Raw genomic sequence first — 16,151 nt, forward strand, 5'->3', positions numbered from 1 at the left:
AGGCTATTGGGCGATTCAACGGCGGCGCAGACTTGGGACATGCACCCAACTCCGCTGCCAGAGGATTACCGCTCTGGCTTCATCGCACTGATCGGTCGCCCGAACGTGGGCAAATCCACGCTGGTGAATCAGCTGGTGGGGGAAAAGGTGGCGATCACCTCCCCTGTGGCCCAGACCACCCGCAACCGCCTGCGGGCGATCCTCACCACGGAGGTGGCTCAGATGGTTCTGGTGGACACCCCTGGCATCCACAAGCCCCACCACTTGCTGGGGGAACGCCTGGTGAAGAGTGCTCGCAGTGCCATCGGTGAGGTGGATCTGGTGGTGTTGCTGCTGGAGGGTTGCGAGCGCCCTGGCCGGGGCGATGCCTTCATCGTGAATCTGCTGCTGCAGCAGTCATTGCCGGTTTTGGTGGCCCTCAACAAGTGGGACAAGGTGGCCGCAGAGCATCAGGCCGAGTCGGAGGAGGCCTACAGCGCCCTTCTGGAGGAGACCAACTGGCCGCTGCACCGCTGCAGCGCCCTGTCAGGAGATGGCTGCAAAGAGCTCACAGCGGCGATGGCGGCTCAGTTGCCCTTGGGACCCCAGCTCTATCCACCCGAGATGGTGAGTGATCAACCGGAGCGGGTGCTGCTTGGGGAACTCATTCGTGAGCAGGTGCTTCTCCACACCCGAGAAGAGGTGCCCCACAGCGTTGCCGTCACGATTGATCGCGTTGAGGAGTTGCCGGCCAAGGGCAAAGGGGGAGGGCGGACCGCAGTGCTGGCCACGGTGCTGGTGGAACGGAAGAGTCAGAAAGGAATCCTGATCGGCAAAGGCGGGGCGATGCTGAAGACGATCGGCCAGGGGGCGCGTCTGCAGATGCAGGTGCTGATCGATGGCCCGGTGTATCTGGAGCTGTTCGTCAAGGTGGTGCCGGATTGGCGAAGCAAACCTGCGCGTTTAACCGAGCTTGGTTACACGGGTTCTCAGTAGCGGCAACAAGAACACAGCGCCAGTGGAGGGACCACTCCTCTGGCCTCTTGCTGCGCTCTGAGAGCACCAAGCCAACCAGCACCCGCAAGAGCACTGACACCAGCACCGCCACTCGCGGTCTTGAGGTATCAGACCTTGTCCACCGAGTTCAGCATCCCCGCGGCGATGGGATTCCACATCCCTCAGATGATTGGTTTTTGCTGGCTACCCACTCCCTCGCATGAGTGAAGCGGATATCGCCTTATGCGGATGTCGCATATCACTCGCCGATGTTCTCTAAAAAAGCCGCTTGGAAATCATTATTTGATGGTCAGGAGCACGTTGGTCCTGAAAGCCGGGTAGAGCGAGGCCCGACGAGAGGGGTGAACCGCCCAATCCCCCCGTGTGGATTGGGCGGCCTCTTCTTTGCGTACCGCCTTTCGCTGGCATCTCCGTGCCGCTCGAGTTAAGCCTTTTCGTGCTCTGTCCCGTTATTCAACGAACCAAAGTGCCGAGTCCCGATTTGTTGCTTTTGGCGCCTTATTAGCGGTGTAAACCGGACTGCTTGGTTTGGCTGAACTTGGGTGCACGGGGGACCACAGAACAGCCGCCTAGAGCTGGCCGATGAATCCGGGGATCAGGAATGCATTGACCAGATCCAGGAAAAAGGCAGACACCAGGGGAACGATCAGAAAGGCCCGCGTCGAGGCTCCGTATTGCTGCGTCACCGCCGTCATGTTGGCCATCGCGGTTGGTGTGGACCCCAGGGCGATGCCGCCGAAGCCCGCGCAGATCACAGCTGCGTCATAGGTCCGTCCCATGAGCCGGAACACCAGCAGCAGGTTCACGGCCAGAGCGACGATGAACTGGGTCAGGAGGATCACCAATAGAGGCAGGGCAAGGCCGACCAAGCTCCAAAGCTGCAGGCTCATCAGGGACATGGCCAGGAAGATGCCCAAGGACAATTCTCCGATCAGATCGAGCGACGGCGATTGAAGGGGCCAGTGGAAAACAGCCCGTTCAGATCGTTCTGACGGCAGCAGATTTGAATACAGGATGCCCACCAGTAGGCAGGGCACAAACAGCGGCAGCTTCAGGCCGAGGGCAGCAATGCCACCGTTCAGCACCGTGCCGGAGATGATGCAGATGTTGATGGCCAACAGGGCTGCCAGGAAGGAGGTCATGTTGATCTGCCTTCGTCCAGGCAACTGATCTCTCTCGCTGTTGGCTGGGTCACTTTGGTGCTGATCTGCAGCCGTTGAGGTCGGACAGGGAATCTGGAAACGATGGATCAGGAATTGGGCGATGGGTCCGCCGCTGGCACTGGCCAGCACCAGCCCAAAGGTGGCCGCCGCAATGCCGATTTCCATGGCACTTTCAATCTGGAATGTGTCCACAAAGCTGGGAGCCCAGGCAATCGTTGTGCCGTGTCCACCAATCAGTGACACCGTTCCCACGAGCAGTCCCGTGGCGGGATGCAGCCCCAGCAAACCCGCCATCGTGACTCCGATGACGTTCTGCAGCGTCATGTAGCCAATGGTTAGGCCCAGAAGAATGAACAGTGCCGGCCCGCCTCGGAGAAGGTCGCTGAAACGGGCGTTCATCCCCACCGTGGTGAAGAAATAGACCAGAAGAAAGTCCCGCGAATCAAGGTTGAAACTGAGTTCAGGTCCTCCAATGACATGCAGCAGGGTCAGGAGGATGGCCACAAGAAGACCCCCCGACACGGGCTCTGGAATCGAATAGGTCCGCAACGCCTGGAGTTCGCGGTTCAGGCGTTTCCCCACGAACAACACCAGAAAACCGGTGGTGGTTGAAACCAGCGGCGAGAGTTCAATCACAGCAAAGGAATCGACCTTTCAACTTCAATGTATGGACGATTCCTTGAGCGCGTAATGTCGCGCTCATGCTTTCGCTGTTAACCCGCACCAAGACCTTTCGGGATCCATGGGTGGGTCACCCTGGCCTGAACCGGCGCTGGCAGCTGCATCGACACCGCGTCCAGCTGGCGGAGACGCTTTGCCTCTGGAGACGTCTGCTTCGGCCAGTTCAGCTGGCCAGCCTGGAGCGGGATGGCTTTGTGGTGCTCGAGAACTTTCTGCCGCAGCAGGACTTTGATGCCTTGCGTGACGAGGTGGAGGCTGTGGTTAGCTCCGCGTCACGCTCGCATCCGGCACCAGACAACAACCGGCCTGGCTTTCACCCGAAACAACCCTTCCCTGGAGGTTTTGACCGTTTTGATGGTGGAACCCTCAACCGTTTTTTTCACATCGACCCCGAGCAGATGCCTCGGGCTGCTGCCTTTTCCCGCGATCAGCGGCTCCATGAGGGATCGCGCCAGATCATTGGCCTGCCCATGAATCCCCGCAAGCTGGACATCTACCTGACGGTGCATGGCGAGGAGACCCGCACGCACGATTTGCAGAAGGATCTGCATCGCGACACGTTCTTTCGTGCTCTCAAGTTTTGGTTCTTTCTGCGGCCGGTTCAATGGCAGGACGGACCCTTTGAGTACGTGCCGGGCAGCCATCGCCTCGATGCGCCTCGACTGCGTTGGGAGCAGGCCACGGCCACCGCTGCCGCTGAACAACGGCGGCAGCCGGATGTCTCCGGATCGTTCCGCATTCGTGAAGAGTCCCTGGCAGAGCTGGGCCTGCCCAACCCCGTTGCCTTGACCTGCCCAGCGAACAGCCTGGTGCTTGCGGATGTCTTCGGCTTTCACCGTCGTGGTGCCGCCGCCCAGGGACAGCAGCGGCTTGCGCTCTATGGCTGGAACCGTCCTTACCCCTTTCTCCCCATCGGCTGGTGACCCGGCTGAGAGAATGCTCTGATGAGCGAACAAGCCTTTCCTCCGGAAGATCCTGCCTCCTTTCTGAACCTCTGCGACGGGGAGTGGATGAGCCTTCGCAGCTGCTTTGAGCTGGCTGCCGGAGGTGATGACGACTGGCATAGCAGTGAACGGGGTGAACTCACCGTCCGCTGCGTGGCAGAGCAGGGTGCTCTTGGTCAACTGCAGGTTCAGGCTCCTGGCGGGACCAGCAGCACTCTCACCTTTGCCGCTGATGGACAACTGATTCTTGATGGTGATGCCCCTGGAAACTGGCGGTTCTGGCCCGACGGCAGCATGGAGTTGAACCTCAGCCGGCCCGACGGGGTGTCTGTTCAGGAGAGGATTTGGTTCACGCGGGTCAACCTGCGCCTGAGAAGCACCACAGCCGTTGATGCGCAGGGAACACCGGTTCAGGGCAGTTTCTGCACGGACATCCGAAGGGTGTCCAAACCCGCGGCCTGAGGCGGCATGGCGCCCTATCGCCTTGATGTGGTGAGTCTGGCGCCGCAGGCATTTGCCCCTCTGCTGGAGTTGGGGGTGATCGGGCGTGCCTTCAAGGCGGGACTTGCCGAGTTGCACCTGCACAATCCACGGGACTTCGCCACGGATCGCCATCGGAAGGTGGATGACGAGCCCTACGGCGGCGGCGCCGGCATGGTGCTCAAGCCGGAACCGGTGTTCGCGGCGATGGAGGCCATCCCCCGCACCTCCCGCAGCCGGGTGTTGTTGATGTCACCACAGGGGCGTCCCCTGCAGCAGCAGGATTTGCAGCGCTGGTCCACCGACCACGATCAACTGGTCTTCCTCTGCGGACACTACGAGGGGTTCGACGAGCGGATTCGCGGCCTGGCGGATGAGGAGGTGTCGATGGGTGACTTCGTCCTCACCGGCGGTGAGCTGCCGGCGATGACGGTGATCAACGGTGTTGTTCGTCTGCTTCCCGGCACGGTGGGAACGGCTGATTCGCTGGTGGAGGAAAGCCACAGTGCACTCCTCCTCGAACACCCGCACTACACACGCCCCGCTGACTTTCGCGGCATGACCGTCCCCGATGTGCTGCGCAGCGGCGACCACGGTGCCATCGCTCGGTGGCGTCAGGAGCAGCGGGAGCAGCGCACCCGCGAACGGCGGCCCGACCTGTTGGCACGCTGGCAGGCCGCAACAATGGATGTCCCTTTCGACCCCTTAGACCTCGGCATGGAGCTGCGCATCGGCAACGGATACGACATCCATCGGCTGGTGCCCGGTCGGGCCCTAATCCTGGGGGGCGTGAGCCTGGAGCATCCCGATGGTCTTGGCCTGGACGGTCACAGTGATGCCGATGTGTTGGTGCATGCCGTGATGGATGCGTTGCTCGGGGCCCTCGCCCTTGGTGATATCGGCAAGTATTTCCCTCCCACGGATCCCCAATGGAAAGGGGCCGACAGCTTGAAGCTCCTGGATCAAGTGGTGAAGCTGGTGAAGGAGCGCGGCTGGTCGGTGGTGAACATCGATGCGGTGGTGATTGCCGAGCGTCCCAAGCTCAAGCCGCATATTGCGGAGATGTGCAGCACGATGGCGGCAACCATTGGAATTGCCGCAGACGCGGTGGGTGTGAAGGCCACCACCAACGAAGGCTTGGGGCCTGAGGGACGGGAAGAGGGCATCAGTTGCCAGGCTGTCGCCCTTCTGCAGCGGAGCTGAACCGTGCATCGACTCAGGCTTGTTTTGCTTAGGGTCATCGGACCTTGTTTGGCGCTGGTTCTGTTGTTGGGAGGGCTTTCGGAGGCACGTGATCAGGCATGGGCAGACCCTCAGGGGGATGGCGAGGTTGCTGTGATTGAGCACTTGCGGCTCCAGGTGCCCCAGAAGAGTCGTGAGGATTGGATGGTTGCGGAACGCGGCAGCTGGGAGCCTTGGCTGAATCAGCAGCCTGGATTTTTGGGTCGTGATCTGTTCTGGGATCCGGCAACAGAGGAGGGGACGCTGCTGATTCGTTGGAGCAGTCGTGAAGCTTGGAAATCCATTTCTCCTGCCGAGGTGGAGCGGGTTCAGGAGCGCTTCGAGACATTGGCCCGTGAGCAAACGGGAGACAACCAGGGCAATCCCTTCCCTCTGGTGTTTGAGGGGGAACTGTTGCCGCAGTGAACACTCCTGATGCTCGCCTCGATCTGCGGCGCCGCCAGCGGTTGGGCATGGTCGAGGCCGTGTGGGGGGAACACAAATCGGCAGATCAGATCATCGCCATCCTCGAGACCTTCGCCGCAGCAGGGGAATTGGGGTTTGTGACCCGGGTTGATCCCCCCAAAGCGGCACGGGTGTGCGAGGCATTGCCGGAGGTTGAGCTGCACCCTGATGCCCGCTGCCTGACGTTGGGCTCTCTGCCTTCTGTGCCACCGCCTCCCGCTGAGGTGGTGGTGCTGAGTGGAGGCAGCAGTGATCGCACTGTGGTGGCTGAAGCCGCTCTCGCCCTGCGTTGCCATGGCATCGGTGTGGATCCTGTGATGGACGTGGGCGTGGCGGGATTGCATCGGCTTCTCGATCAACTTCCCCGTCTTGAGACGGCGCGGATCCTGATCGCCTGTGCGGGGATGGAGGGTGCACTTCCGACGGTGCTGGCTGGTCTGGTCTCTCAGCCGGTGATTGGCGTCCCGGTCTCCGTCGGTTATGGGATCAGCGCAGGGGGGCGGACCGCTTTGGAAGGGATGCTCGCCAGCTGTGCCCCGGGTTTGACGGTGGTGAATATCGACAACGGCTATGGCGCCGCAATGGCTGCCTTGCGGATCCTGAAAGGATTCGATTCCGCCGAATCGCTTTGATTGCTCAGGCAGCAGCAGTTGGATCAATCTGGCCCAGTCGCTGCAGCTCGGCAGAGTTGTGGTCGCACTCCACGCGCTGCAGTGCATTCACAAGGGCATCGAGATCAGCCCGAGCCAGCTCACCATCCTGTTGCCATTCCATGGAGCGGGGGTCGGGAGCCAACGCCGGAAGTCCAAATTTGGTTATCAGCAAATTAAGACTGATTCCTGAGAAGGAATACCCAGAAAACCTGGAAATCGGCGAAGAAAATCTTTAGTTCTTCAGAGGTGCTGCAGGTTGGGATATGCGGTGACGAGGTCATTGGCGCTGAGCACATCACCTCGGCCCTCCGGTTGCCAGATCACTTCAAGGGCCATGAGTTCAGTAGAAGCCGTGGAACCGAGAATGCGCAGGGTCTGGCGCAGATCTTCCCCGGTGTCGGCTCCACCGAGCTTTGCCGTTGCCGTTGACGCGACGAGAAGCGTCACGACGATGAATTCGTTGGTGGCATCTGCCTCGCCAGCGCTGCTGCTGGTGTCGCTCATTCGCTGACCACCGACATTGCTGGTGAGCTCAGCGTCCAGCTTGCTGCGCTCGTTCATGGAGAGGCGATTGAAGGTCGATTCAGCGGAACTGAAGGGAACGCTTCCACTCTCGGCATTGGCGTAGACCCAGAGGTCCGGTTGGCGCAGCAGAGCCAGGGTTGTTTCCTGAAGCAACCTTTGGAGTCCGGCTGAACTGCTGGTGTCGGAGGAGGCAGCCAAAGAGCGCAGATCATCCTGCAGGGATTTGGCACTGGCCAGCAGCCCCACCTGCACCTGAATCATGTTCACGTTGCGCGGAATGGCTGGAGCTGCTGCAGCACCACCGATGGCTGGGGCACCGCCGCCGCCACGGACGGCGTTGACCAGCACACCCGCGATGGCCATCAGGATCAGCAGCCCGAACAGACCACCGCCACCGAAGCCGAAGATCGGAATGATGAAGGGGAAGCCCATTCCCCCGCCGCGGTAACCACCACCGCGATACCCACCGCCGTAGCTACCGCCGCTGGATCGGGGCATCGAGGGAGCTCGGAAACTACCCCCTCCCATGCGTCCACCGCGGGCAGCATCGGCTGGTTGTGCCTGGAACAGGCAGAGCCCCACAAGCACAACAGGCAGCAGCAGTGATGCGAGCAGTCGTCGGGGTCGTGTCAACAGTCGGGGGGTGGCCACAGCAGCGCCCACAGCATCGGTCTGGAGACTCTAGGAACCACCACCCACGATGGTGACGATCTCAAGGGTGTCGTCATCCTTCACCAGGATGCTGTCCCAACGGCTGCGGGGGGCGATGACCCCGTTGTGCTCGGCGACCACCAACTGGGGGTTGTTGGCCAGCTGGGCAACAACGGCCGCCAGGCTGGCGGGTTCCGGCGCTGGATCCAGTTCGCGGGTTTCACCGTTGACCATCAGGGTGAGAGGCATGGTTCAGAACGTGGCGTGGTCCAGGTGCTGGAGCAGTTGCCGAGAGGCCTGCCCGACGTCATCTGCATGCATGATTGCGCCGATCACCGCCACGCGCTGGCCACCAGCTGCAATCAAAGCCGGGAGGTTGGTAGAGGTGATCCCACCAATGGCGAAGACGGGGCGTTGGCTGGTCGCCGTGGCATCACGCACCGACTCCAGGCCAACAGCGGATCGCTCGGGTTTGACTGCCGTGGAGTGGATGGGGCCGAAGCCGAGGTAGTCGATCGGCTCCTGCTGAGCTTGATGAACCTGATCGATGCTGTGGGTGCTGCGGCCCAGCAGACGCGCGGAACCCAGCAGAGCGCGTGCCACCTCGCTGGGCATGTCCTCCTGGCCCAGGTGCACCCCATCTGCATCGACCGCCAGGGCCAGATCAACACGGTCGTTGATGATCAGCAGCGCCCCGAAGCGGGTGCAGAGCTGCCGGAGCTGCTGGGCCTCTTGCAGGCGTTCGCGATCGTTCCCCGCTTTGCAGCGGTACTGCACCATGCTCACCCCGTTCTGCAGGGCGGCCTGCACCCGATCGCTCAGGTCATCGCAGGGGGTTGTGATCAGGCAGAGGCGACAGTCCTGAAGCTTGGTGCGTCGCCTGGCCCGCAGGGTGGCGTTGAGGCAGGCCACCTCCAGGTCGTAGAGGCCGTAGCGGATCACAGCGGCTTCAGCGGCCAGGGCAGGGTCGATGTTGCGTCCGTACTCCTCCAGCACCCTCAGCGCTTCCTGCACCCGGGCGCAGTTGGCCGCCACCACGTGATCTGGGCTGTGGCGCTCGAGTTGGGCTGGATGCTCCAGTCCGGCGCCGGTGTCGGTGCTGGTGGAGCGGGCTTGCTTGTAGCTGTCGTGATGGAGCCGTCCCAGCCGTTGTCGCCAGTCCTTGAGGCGCACCACCAGGTCCTGCTGCTCCAGGCCGAAGCGGCACCAGTCCTCGACAACCCTCAGGCCTTCCCGAGCACGGTCGAGGTTGGCATCGATCAGGCGTGCCACTCGTGTATCCAGGGAGGTCTCGCTTGGGGTCGGATTCATGGCACCCTGTGGGCAACGGTTTCTGCGTCGGTCATGGAGAACGGTGGTTCTGAAAGCACCATGCACGTTCTGGTCTGGGGAATCGTTCTTCTCGGTGGCATCGGCGTGTTCATCGTCTGGGGCCTGGTGAATGCCTATCCGACCGTGGCCTGAGAGCCGGTCTGAAGGATCTCGCGGGCTTGGGCTGCGTCGCGGCCGATCTGGCTGCTGAGCTCCTCGAGACCACTGAATTTGGTCTGGCCGCGTAGGCGCTGCACCGGCTCGACGCCCAGGTGCCGCCCCTCCAGCTCCAGGCTCTGATCCAGCAGGTGCACTTCCACGGCAGAGGGAGATGTGGGATCGATTGTGGGTTGGGGGCCAAGGTTCATCACGGCCGGCAGCCGATCGCCCTCTCCATCCAGTTGGGCCCAGGCGGCATAGACGCCAAGCCCTGGCAGGGCCTTGCGGCCATCCACCTGGAGATTGGCGGTGGGCCAGCCCAGTTCTCTCCCCAGGCCTCGGCCCCGAACCACCCGACCCTGAAAGCGGTAGGCCCTGCCAAGAAAGCCTTTGGCTGCCTCTAGATCTCCCTGCTCGAGGGCCGCGCGGATTCTGCTGCTGCTCATCCGGCCCTCACCGTCTTCAACGATGGGCACAACCTTTACCTCAACGCCCCCTCGAGCGGCGAGCCGTTCCAGCATCTCGGCGTCGCCCCGCCGCTGATGGCCGAAGCGGAAGTTGGTGCCCACCGCAATGCGCCTGGCCTGAAGGGTGCTCAATAGAACGGTTTTGACAAATTCTTCCGCACTCAGCTGAGCGAGCTCTCGGGTGAAGGGCACCAGCACGAGCTGCTGGATGCCAAGAGGGGCAAGCAGGGCGAGTTTTTCGCTCGGCAGATCCAGCCTCAGGCGTGCTTCGCCGAACAGCACCTCACGGGGATGGGGCCAGAAGCTCACCACCGAGGGAACTGCCTCCTCTGGGATGCCCTGGATGGCCTCATCGATCACACGCCGATGGCCCGCGTGGAGGCCATCAAAACTCCCCAGGGCGAGGGCTGTTGGCCGACGGGCCTCCTCTGGAGAGCAGAGCGGAATCAAGGAGGTGCAGAAGGTGCGCTTTGGTGGCAAGTTTGAACGACCGAGCACCAGGGCATGGCCGACCGCCTCGATTTCCAGAAGTTGTCCTTCGGCGTGCGTCGGATGGGATGGATCCGGTTCTGGATTCAGGTGGTTCTCGGCATCGTTGTGGTGGGTGTTCTCCTGTTCAACAACATTGGTGGCAGCCTGGCCCGCAATTCCGAACGCGCTGTCGGGCTAGGGCCTGGCCTGTCGCTCACCTCGCTGGCCTTCCTCGTGCTGCTGTTCAGCCTCTGGCAGGGCTGGCTGATCGTCCGTGCCGGTCGGGCCATCGACAGTGCTGCCCGACCCAGTCGGGGGGAGGTGGCACGGCTGATCAAGCGGGGGCTGCTGGCGGATCTGCTGGGCCTCACCTTCGCCACGATCGGCTATCAGGCCCTCGCCGGCAGTTTGTTCGTGCAGGCTTCGATGCAGACCCCCGGTATTGCCATCGGCGGCCGCGGCATGGCCGACAACCTGGCGATTACGTCATTGGAAATGCTGTCCGTGCTCAGCAACACCCAGGTGCTGTTCGCCCATCTGATTGGTGTGTTGTTCTCCCTGTGGCTGCTGCAACGGGTGTATCGCACGCAATGAATGGATCCCTTTGGCTCCGGTTGCCTCTTCATCAGTGAATCAATGCCTTAAGGCTTTGTCGTCGTTCTGATCTGGGGCGAGAGGCATCAGCTCGAGCCTCGATGATTGGGTTTGGTTGCAAGCCAAAGCTCTTCGCTTGACGTCTTGATGCGCAAATCTCGCTGAACTGTTGAAGGCTGAATTGGCTTGCGTCCAGGACTGTTTGAATCATCAAAGCAGTCACTTCTCAGTGATGCTGTAAGGCTTTCTCGCCACTCCTACCAGGCTTTAGGAAACTAAAGATAACTAATTATTCTTTAATTTAATTTTTTTTCGCGTTCAGAGGAAATTGTTGTTTCACAACTAAGTTCTCAATGCGCTCCAATTGGAGTTGCGCCGTCAACGGTCTTTCGTGCTCGCAATTGCTTGGCAAAGGCTTTCAGTAATTCTGCTTTAAATGAACGCTTCCCTCTCACCCAAGTACAGGTTCGGCGCTGAGTCCAAGTCAATGGACGTTGGTTTTGCGTCGTCTCAGGCCCGCAGGGGGATGAGTCCAGCCGCTCTGACGAATGCCGAATATCTGAGGCAATCGTGTGCGCAGATGCGTATTGGTGTAGGTCCAAGGGACCATGTTGAGTGTCCGCATCGGGTGACGTTTGATCGTTTTTCCCCCTCAGATAGAGAGGCTCTGCGCGAGTGTATTGATGCCGCATACCGGCAGGTTCTGGGTAATGCACATGTCATGGCCTATGAGCGCTGTGATTCTCTAGAAGCAGAATTTGCCGACGGACGTCTTTGTGCTCGTGAATTTGTTCGTCGTCTCGCTAAGAGTGAGTTGTATAAATCCCGTTATTTCTTTAAAGTTTCTGCCTACAGAGGTATTGAGTTGAATTTCAAGCATTTGCTTGGTCGACCCCCTCTTGATCAGCAGGAAATTATTAGTTCAGCTGCGATCCAATCTGAGTATGGGTTCGATGGGCTGATTGACTCCATTATTGATTCTGCGGAGTATTCAGAAGTCTTTGGGGATAATACGATTCCTTATGTTCGATCGTTCACTTCTGCAAGTGGAATGTCGATGCAAAACTTTGTTCGCATTGCGGCTCTTGAGCAAGGTTTTGCAAGCAGTGATCGATCGAAAGGGGGCGATAGCTTGCTCCGTAGCAATCTTGCTGGCGGAGTATCCATGGCTATTCGTGTGCCGCCGGCGCCAGAATATGTACAAATGTCTGCTGCGTGGCTGGGAGGTAAGCCACCCGCAAATTATGAAAAGCTGTGGCGTGGTTTGGCTCTCGTGGGTGGTGCTCACCTCGCTGGAATGCTCGTGAACGTGGTGTCACAAATGCTTGGCATTCACGCACTCGACCGAATCCCTGCAATGTTCCTTGGTCTTTGACCTGACCTTTTCAGCCAATCCTGGGTGCAAGCCAATCAAGCGGCTTGTACCCATGCCAAGCCAGAAACCTTGCCAAAACATCTGGCTGAAGTCTTTGTGAATGGCCTCTGACCTCTTCGCGAGCTGTGGACTTTCGGCTTAGCGAAGACGTGCTCCAGTTCAGTTGCTTTGTGCTTCGATCAAGTTTGTGTTGGCTTGTAGAGCCACATTCTTTTCCGAAAATGCTGAATATTTGAGTTGGCTTGGCCTCTGGAATTTTTTTGCAGAATGCTGTTCCAAACGCTTGTTTTTTTTGAGAACATTGTTCATTTGTTTCCCAGGCGCAAAAAGTGCCTGACTCCCATCCCTTAACTGTTTGAAGGTCGATCTATCGCACCAGCTGATCGTTGAGCTTGAGATTTGGGAGGCCGCTGAGTGGCCCCCGCCAGAACAGGTCGGGCTGGATCGGAGTAAGTGAGGGGGAATTGGCATGAATCTGGGCCACATCGCTCGGCCAATCCCGGGGGCCTTCACCGGCTGACTCCAAATCCTGCACCGCTTCCCCGGCCAACCAGTAGTAGGCGCGGCCACGGGGGTCTTCCCGGCGGCTGAATTGCTCGTTGTAACGCCGGATCGAGAGACGAGTCCAGCGCAGGGCCCCCATGTCCTCTCTGGTGCAGGGGGGGATGTTGAGGTTGAGCAGAAGGTTTTCGGGCCACTGGTCCTCGATGGCCTGTTCACTCACTTCCAGGGCCAGGTCTGCGGCGGCTTGGAACTGACGCCATTGGAAGCAGGCACTGCTGACGGCAAGTGAGCGAATGCCTTCCAGGGTGCCCTCCATGGCTGCGGCAACGGTGCCGGAGCAGAACACATCTGTTCCCAGGTTGGGGCCGTGATTGATGCCAGACAGCACCAGGTCTGGCTTCTCCTTCACCAGTTCGAACAGGGCCAGCTTCATGCAGTCGGCAGGGGTGCCGCTGCAGGCCCAGGCGGTGACTCCGGGAGCAAACAATTCGTCGGCCCGCTCGGCGCGGATGGGGGTCTGCAGGGTGAGGCCATGGCCGGTGGCGGACCGTTCCTGATCCGGGCAGACCACAGTCACCTGATGGCCGCGGGCAGCAGCAGCAGCGGCCAGGGTTCGGATGCCGTCGGCGAAGACCCCATCGTCATTGCTGATCAGGATCCGCAGCGGGGTCATGGATGCATTGGCACTGACGTGAACCTAAGCGGCCCCGCTGTTTACAGTCGGCAGCTGTCTGTCAAAGCCCTGTGAGCGCACCGGTCACCCTGCAGCAGCTCACCGATCAACTCGATGCCCTCGAGCAGCAGGCCGCCGCGGAGATCGCCGAGGCGGCCGATGCCGCTGCTCTCGAGCAACTGCGGGTCGGACTGCTGGGCAAGAAGGGGAGGATCTCCGGTGTGCTGGGTTCCATGGGCAAGTTGCCCGGCCAGGAGCGCCCCCTCGTGGGGCAGCGCGCCAATGTTCTCAAAACCCAGGTGCAATCGCTGTTGGGTGAGCGGCTTCAGGCCGTGAAGCAGGCGGCCATGGCGGAGCGGATTGCCAAGGAAAGCCTGGATGTCACCGCTCCGGCTTCAGGGGTGCCAATGGGGCATCGCCATCCACTGATCACCACCACCGAAGAAATCGTTGATCTGTTTCTGGGGCTTGGTTACAGCGTTGCTGAGGGGCCTGAGGTCGAGCAGGACCACTACAACTTCACCGCGTTGAACATCCCCGAGGACCATCCAGCTCGGGACATGCAGGACACCTTTTACCTCGGGGCTGATCTGCTGATGCGCACCCACACCTCGCCGGTGCAGATCCGCCATCTGGAGCAGAATCCCCCGCCTGTGCGCATCGTTGCTCCTGGGCGTGTGTATCGCAGAGATGCCGTTGATGCCACCCACTCCCCGGTGTTCCATCAGGTGGAAGTGCTGGCCATTGATGAAGGGCTGGATTTCAGCCATCTGCGCGGCACAGTGATGGCCTTCCTGAAGGCCTTCTTCGGCGACCTGCCGGTGCGCTTCCGGGCCAGCTACTTCCCCTTTACCGAACCCTCAGCTGAGGTGGATGTGCAGTGGCGCGGCCGCTGGCTGGAGGTGATGGGCTGCGGCATGGTCGATCCCGCTGTGCTGGAAGGCCTTGGGCTGGATCCTGAGCGTTACAGCGGGTTTGCTGCAGGTCTGGGGGTGGAGCGGTTCTGCATGGTGCGCCATGGCATCGATGACATCCGCCGGCTTTACACGAGCGATCTACGTTTCCTCGAGCAGTTCTGAGGGGCAAATACTGTTTTTCGGAGGCGCTGACTCTGAAGCTTGAACAGAGAGGCAAGCTTCTCTCCGTTCCCTGCCCTCCTCGGTGATGTCTTCGACTTGCCGTTGGCAACCCTGAACAGCGTGTTTAAAAAAGAGATTTAGGGGAGAGTCGATGGCACGTCTTGGGTGGCGACTGACGGCCTTAGCGACGGTCACGATTGTGGCGGGTCTGGCGCTGCATTTCGGCGTCTCTGGTTGGTCGTCAACGTCAGTCGCGGCAGGCATCGATGCAACGGGACGTAGCTCCCTGGTTCTCTTTTCGATGGCCTTTGTGGCTTCGAGTGTGCAACGCCTCTGGCCGTCATCCCTGAGTCAGTGGATGCTTCAGAACAGGCGCTGGATCGGGCTGAGTTTCGCGTCGTCCCATGCGATTCATCTGGCCTTGATCCTTGCGATGTCTCTGGATTTTCCGGATCCATTCCTGAGTGAGCAGCCCGCAGGGAAGTGGCTGGTTGGGGGTGTGGCGTATCTGTTGATTGCCTTGATGGCCCTGACGTCGACGAATGCGGCCCAGCGATGGATGGGTATGAAGCACTGGAAGCGATTGCACGTGATTGGCTCCTATTGGATTTGGGCAGAATTCGCCCTCACGTATGTGAGCCATGTGAAGAAAGGGCCAGCTTATTTTTATGCACCTTTTCTTGTGTTCACCCTGGTTCTCCTGCTGATCCGCTGGGTTGGTCACATCAAACCCAAAAGCCCCTTAAGCCTCGTGAGTGGATAAACATTCAGGTCTCCCTGAATAAAAGCTCAGTCAAACAACCAGCGGAATCCCATCGAAACGCCGTTTTGTGTGGAGGAGTAGCCGTTGCGTCCGTTGTGGGCGGAGTAGTCGATACCGAAGTAGCGATAGGCCAGGGAAATCTGGGCGGAATTGCCCAGGGCGTAGGCCACACCCGCCTCGATGGTTCCTGACAGATCCTGTTTGCCATTGAGCCCAAACCCACCGGCGTCCATGGCGAGGAAGGCTTGCCAGTCTTCGCCCAGAGCAAGGGTGGTGTTCATGCCAACGAGGGGCTGCACCCAGGTGTTGTGCCACGTCTCACTGGCTTCATCAGCAATGTCGCGTTGAAGTTGCCTTGAGGGCAGGATTCCTTCGACGGTGACGTCGTCTTTGAACGACACGTCCATGTCCAATGAGGCGTCGATCAACCGCATCCCCGCGAAGCCAATGAAGCTCACCGAGCCTGGCGTCATCTTTGGCTTTTGAATCTCACCGGCGCGGTAGCGCAGGGCCAGATCAAAAATGGTTTGCTCGGTGTCGGTGACCGACTTGATCGTTCCTTTGGAATTGACCCGCCGCTGCGGCAGGCGCGGGTGGCGTTCGTTCTGAATGGGGTTCGAGCTGTTCCAGGCCGAGACCGTCTCGGATGTGCTGAAGCTGAGATGGTCCAGCCCCGCTTGCAGGCCAAAGCGACCTTTCTCAACAGCCACCTTGCCGCTGAACACACCGGTGAGCATGTCCAACACATCGCTGAGATCCAGCGTTTCTTTGGTGCTGTTGTTGTCCAGTGTGGTTTTGGAGTGGGTTTCCAGGGGGAAGAACCCGTAGGCCTCCAGATAAACGCGGGTGTCGCCGTCGTTCTCTGAGGCTTCCTCTGCGGGTGACGGCAGTGCAAGCGGAGCAAGTAAACAGGCGGTGGCGAGGCCAAGCAGTCGGTTGAGACGCATCGGGTTGTGGAACGGAAGAATCAGGCGAT

The 16,151-nt window shown here is 60.2% G+C and carries 18 protein-coding genes; 10 read left to right on the forward strand and 8 right to left on the reverse strand.

Features of this window, described 5'->3' with window-relative positions:
• Positions 1 to 39: 39 nt before the first annotated feature.
• Positions 40 to 975: a GTPase Era gene (gene era, locus SynPROSU1_RS04875; RefSeq protein ID WP_186571728.1), complete on the forward strand. Its 936-nt coding sequence runs from the start codon at positions 40 to 42 to the stop codon at positions 973 to 975.
• A 590-nt stretch (positions 976 to 1,565) separates the two neighbouring features.
• Here era and gltS read toward each other — a convergent pair.
• A complete protein-coding gene (gene gltS / locus SynPROSU1_RS04880; RefSeq protein ID WP_186571729.1) occupies positions 1,566 to 2,795 on the reverse strand; it encodes a sodium/glutamate symporter in 1,230 nt (409 codons plus the stop codon).
• A gap of 65 nt (positions 2,796 to 2,860) precedes the next feature.
• On the opposite strand from gltS, the gene SynPROSU1_RS04885 reads away from it, so the two are divergent.
• The 5 genes from SynPROSU1_RS04885 to larB are packed head-to-tail and all read left to right on the forward strand — an operon-like array spanning position 2,861 to position 6,582.
• Entirely contained in the window at positions 2,861 to 3,763 is a 903-nt protein-coding gene (locus SynPROSU1_RS04885; RefSeq protein ID WP_186571730.1) for a phytanoyl-CoA dioxygenase family protein, read from the forward strand.
• A 21-nt stretch (positions 3,764 to 3,784) separates the two neighbouring features.
• Complete coding sequence (locus SynPROSU1_RS04890; protein WP_186571731.1) at positions 3,785 to 4,246, forward strand: phycobiliprotein lyase; 462 nt, start codon at positions 3,785 to 3,787, stop codon at positions 4,244 to 4,246.
• Between the two features lie 6 nt (positions 4,247 to 4,252).
• On the forward strand, positions 4,253 to 5,467 hold the full coding sequence (gene trmD / locus SynPROSU1_RS04895; protein ID WP_186571732.1) for a tRNA (guanosine(37)-N1)-methyltransferase TrmD: 1,215 nt from the start codon (positions 4,253 to 4,255) through the stop codon (positions 5,465 to 5,467).
• Between the two features lie 54 nt (positions 5,468 to 5,521).
• A complete protein-coding gene (locus SynPROSU1_RS04900) occupies positions 5,522 to 5,911 on the forward strand; it encodes a TIGR03792 family protein (RefSeq protein WP_370586278.1) in 390 nt (129 codons plus the stop codon).
• Positions 5,908 to 6,582, forward strand: a complete 675-nt coding sequence (gene larB / locus SynPROSU1_RS04905) for a nickel pincer cofactor biosynthesis protein LarB (RefSeq protein ID WP_186571734.1) — start codon at positions 5,908 to 5,910, stop codon at positions 6,580 to 6,582. Before SynPROSU1_RS04900 ends, larB begins: the two co-directional genes overlap by 4 nt.
• A gap of 4 nt (positions 6,583 to 6,586) precedes the next feature.
• On the opposite strand, the gene SynPROSU1_RS04910 is transcribed toward larB, so the two are convergent.
• From SynPROSU1_RS04910 to SynPROSU1_RS04930, 5 genes are all read right to left on the reverse strand, one after another.
• On the reverse strand, positions 6,587 to 6,745 hold the full coding sequence (locus tag SynPROSU1_RS04910) for a hypothetical protein (protein ID WP_186572440.1): 159 nt from the start codon (positions 6,743 to 6,745) through the stop codon (positions 6,587 to 6,589).
• A gap of 98 nt (positions 6,746 to 6,843) precedes the next feature.
• Complete coding sequence (locus SynPROSU1_RS04915) at positions 6,844 to 7,791, reverse strand: DUF1517 domain-containing protein (RefSeq protein WP_186571735.1); 948 nt, start codon at positions 7,789 to 7,791, stop codon at positions 6,844 to 6,846.
• Between the two features lie 18 nt (positions 7,792 to 7,809).
• Positions 7,810 to 8,028, reverse strand: coding sequence for a sulfur carrier protein ThiS (thiS, locus tag SynPROSU1_RS04920; RefSeq protein WP_186571736.1), 219 nt, complete (start codon positions 8,026 to 8,028; stop codon positions 7,810 to 7,812).
• Between the two features lie 3 nt (positions 8,029 to 8,031).
• Complete coding sequence (locus SynPROSU1_RS04925) at positions 8,032 to 9,090, reverse strand: thiamine phosphate synthase (protein ID WP_186571737.1); 1,059 nt, start codon at positions 9,088 to 9,090, stop codon at positions 8,032 to 8,034.
• Positions 9,091 to 9,224: 134 nt separating this feature from the next.
• A complete protein-coding gene (locus SynPROSU1_RS04930; protein ID WP_186572252.1) occupies positions 9,225 to 10,166 on the reverse strand; it encodes a bifunctional riboflavin kinase/FAD synthetase in 942 nt (313 codons plus the stop codon).
• A 54-nt stretch (positions 10,167 to 10,220) separates the two neighbouring features.
• On the opposite strand from SynPROSU1_RS04930, the gene SynPROSU1_RS04935 reads away from it, so the two are divergent.
• Positions 10,221 to 10,781, forward strand: a complete 561-nt coding sequence (locus tag SynPROSU1_RS04935) for a DUF3611 family protein (protein WP_115023707.1) — start codon at positions 10,221 to 10,223, stop codon at positions 10,779 to 10,781.
• 526 nt (positions 10,782 to 11,307) lie between these two features.
• Complete coding sequence (locus SynPROSU1_RS04940; protein ID WP_255444804.1) at positions 11,308 to 12,156, forward strand: phycobilisome rod-core linker polypeptide; 849 nt, start codon at positions 11,308 to 11,310, stop codon at positions 12,154 to 12,156.
• Between the two features lie 367 nt (positions 12,157 to 12,523).
• On the opposite strand, the gene surE is transcribed toward SynPROSU1_RS04940, so the two are convergent.
• Positions 12,524 to 13,333, reverse strand: a complete 810-nt coding sequence (gene surE, locus SynPROSU1_RS04945; RefSeq protein WP_186571739.1) for a 5'/3'-nucleotidase SurE — start codon at positions 13,331 to 13,333, stop codon at positions 12,524 to 12,526.
• 71 nt (positions 13,334 to 13,404) lie between these two features.
• Between surE and pheS the strand changes: the two genes are divergently transcribed.
• Positions 13,405 to 14,412 (forward strand): phenylalanine--tRNA ligase subunit alpha, encoded by a 1,008-nt coding sequence (gene pheS, locus SynPROSU1_RS04950; RefSeq protein WP_186571740.1) that lies wholly within the window; start codon positions 13,405 to 13,407, stop codon positions 14,410 to 14,412.
• A gap of 151 nt (positions 14,413 to 14,563) precedes the next feature.
• Positions 14,564 to 15,175, forward strand: coding sequence for a ferric reductase-like transmembrane domain-containing protein (locus SynPROSU1_RS04955; RefSeq protein WP_186571746.1), 612 nt, complete (start codon positions 14,564 to 14,566; stop codon positions 15,173 to 15,175).
• 26 nt (positions 15,176 to 15,201) lie between these two features.
• Here the strand turns inward: SynPROSU1_RS04955 and SynPROSU1_RS04960 are convergent, their stop codons facing one another.
• Positions 15,202 to 16,122, reverse strand: a complete 921-nt coding sequence (locus SynPROSU1_RS04960) for a hypothetical protein (RefSeq protein WP_186571748.1) — start codon at positions 16,120 to 16,122, stop codon at positions 15,202 to 15,204.
• Positions 16,123 to 16,151: the final 29 nt, after the last annotated feature.

Origin of the sequence: Synechococcus sp. PROS-U-1 (genome assembly GCF_014279755.1) — a bacterium.
GTDB lineage: Bacteria > Cyanobacteriota > Cyanobacteriia > PCC-6307 > Cyanobiaceae > Parasynechococcus.

Bases quoted from the DNA above. Each gene is read 5' to 3' on its own strand.
- era (WP_186571728.1), top strand. From the start codon at position 40: ATGCACCCAACTCCGCTGCCAGAGGATTACCGCTCTGGCTTCATCGCA.
- SynPROSU1_RS04885 (WP_186571730.1), top strand. From the start codon at position 2,861: ATGCTTTCGCTGTTAACCCGCACCAAGACCTTTCGGGATCCATGGGTG.
- SynPROSU1_RS04890 (WP_186571731.1), top strand. From the start codon at position 3,785: ATGAGCGAACAAGCCTTTCCTCCGGAAGATCCTGCCTCCTTTCTGAAC.
- trmD (WP_186571732.1), top strand. From the start codon at position 4,253: ATGGCGCCCTATCGCCTTGATGTGGTGAGTCTGGCGCCGCAGGCATTT.
- thiS (WP_186571736.1), bottom strand. From the start codon at position 8,028: ATGCCTCTCACCCTGATGGTCAACGGTGAAACCCGCGAACTGGATCCA.
- SynPROSU1_RS04925 (WP_186571737.1), bottom strand. From the start codon at position 9,090: ATGAATCCGACCCCAAGCGAGACCTCCCTGGATACACGAGTGGCACGC.
- SynPROSU1_RS04935 (WP_115023707.1), top strand. From the start codon at position 10,221: ATGGCCGACCGCCTCGATTTCCAGAAGTTGTCCTTCGGCGTGCGTCGG.
- SynPROSU1_RS04940 (WP_255444804.1), top strand. From the start codon at position 11,308: ATGAGTCCAGCCGCTCTGACGAATGCCGAATATCTGAGGCAATCGTGT.
- surE (WP_186571739.1), bottom strand. From the start codon at position 13,333: ATGACCCCGCTGCGGATCCTGATCAGCAATGACGATGGGGTCTTCGCC.
- SynPROSU1_RS04955 (WP_186571746.1), top strand. From the start codon at position 14,564: ATGGCACGTCTTGGGTGGCGACTGACGGCCTTAGCGACGGTCACGATT.
- SynPROSU1_RS04960 (WP_186571748.1), bottom strand. From the start codon at position 16,122: ATGCGTCTCAACCGACTGCTTGGCCTCGCCACCGCCTGTTTACTTGCT.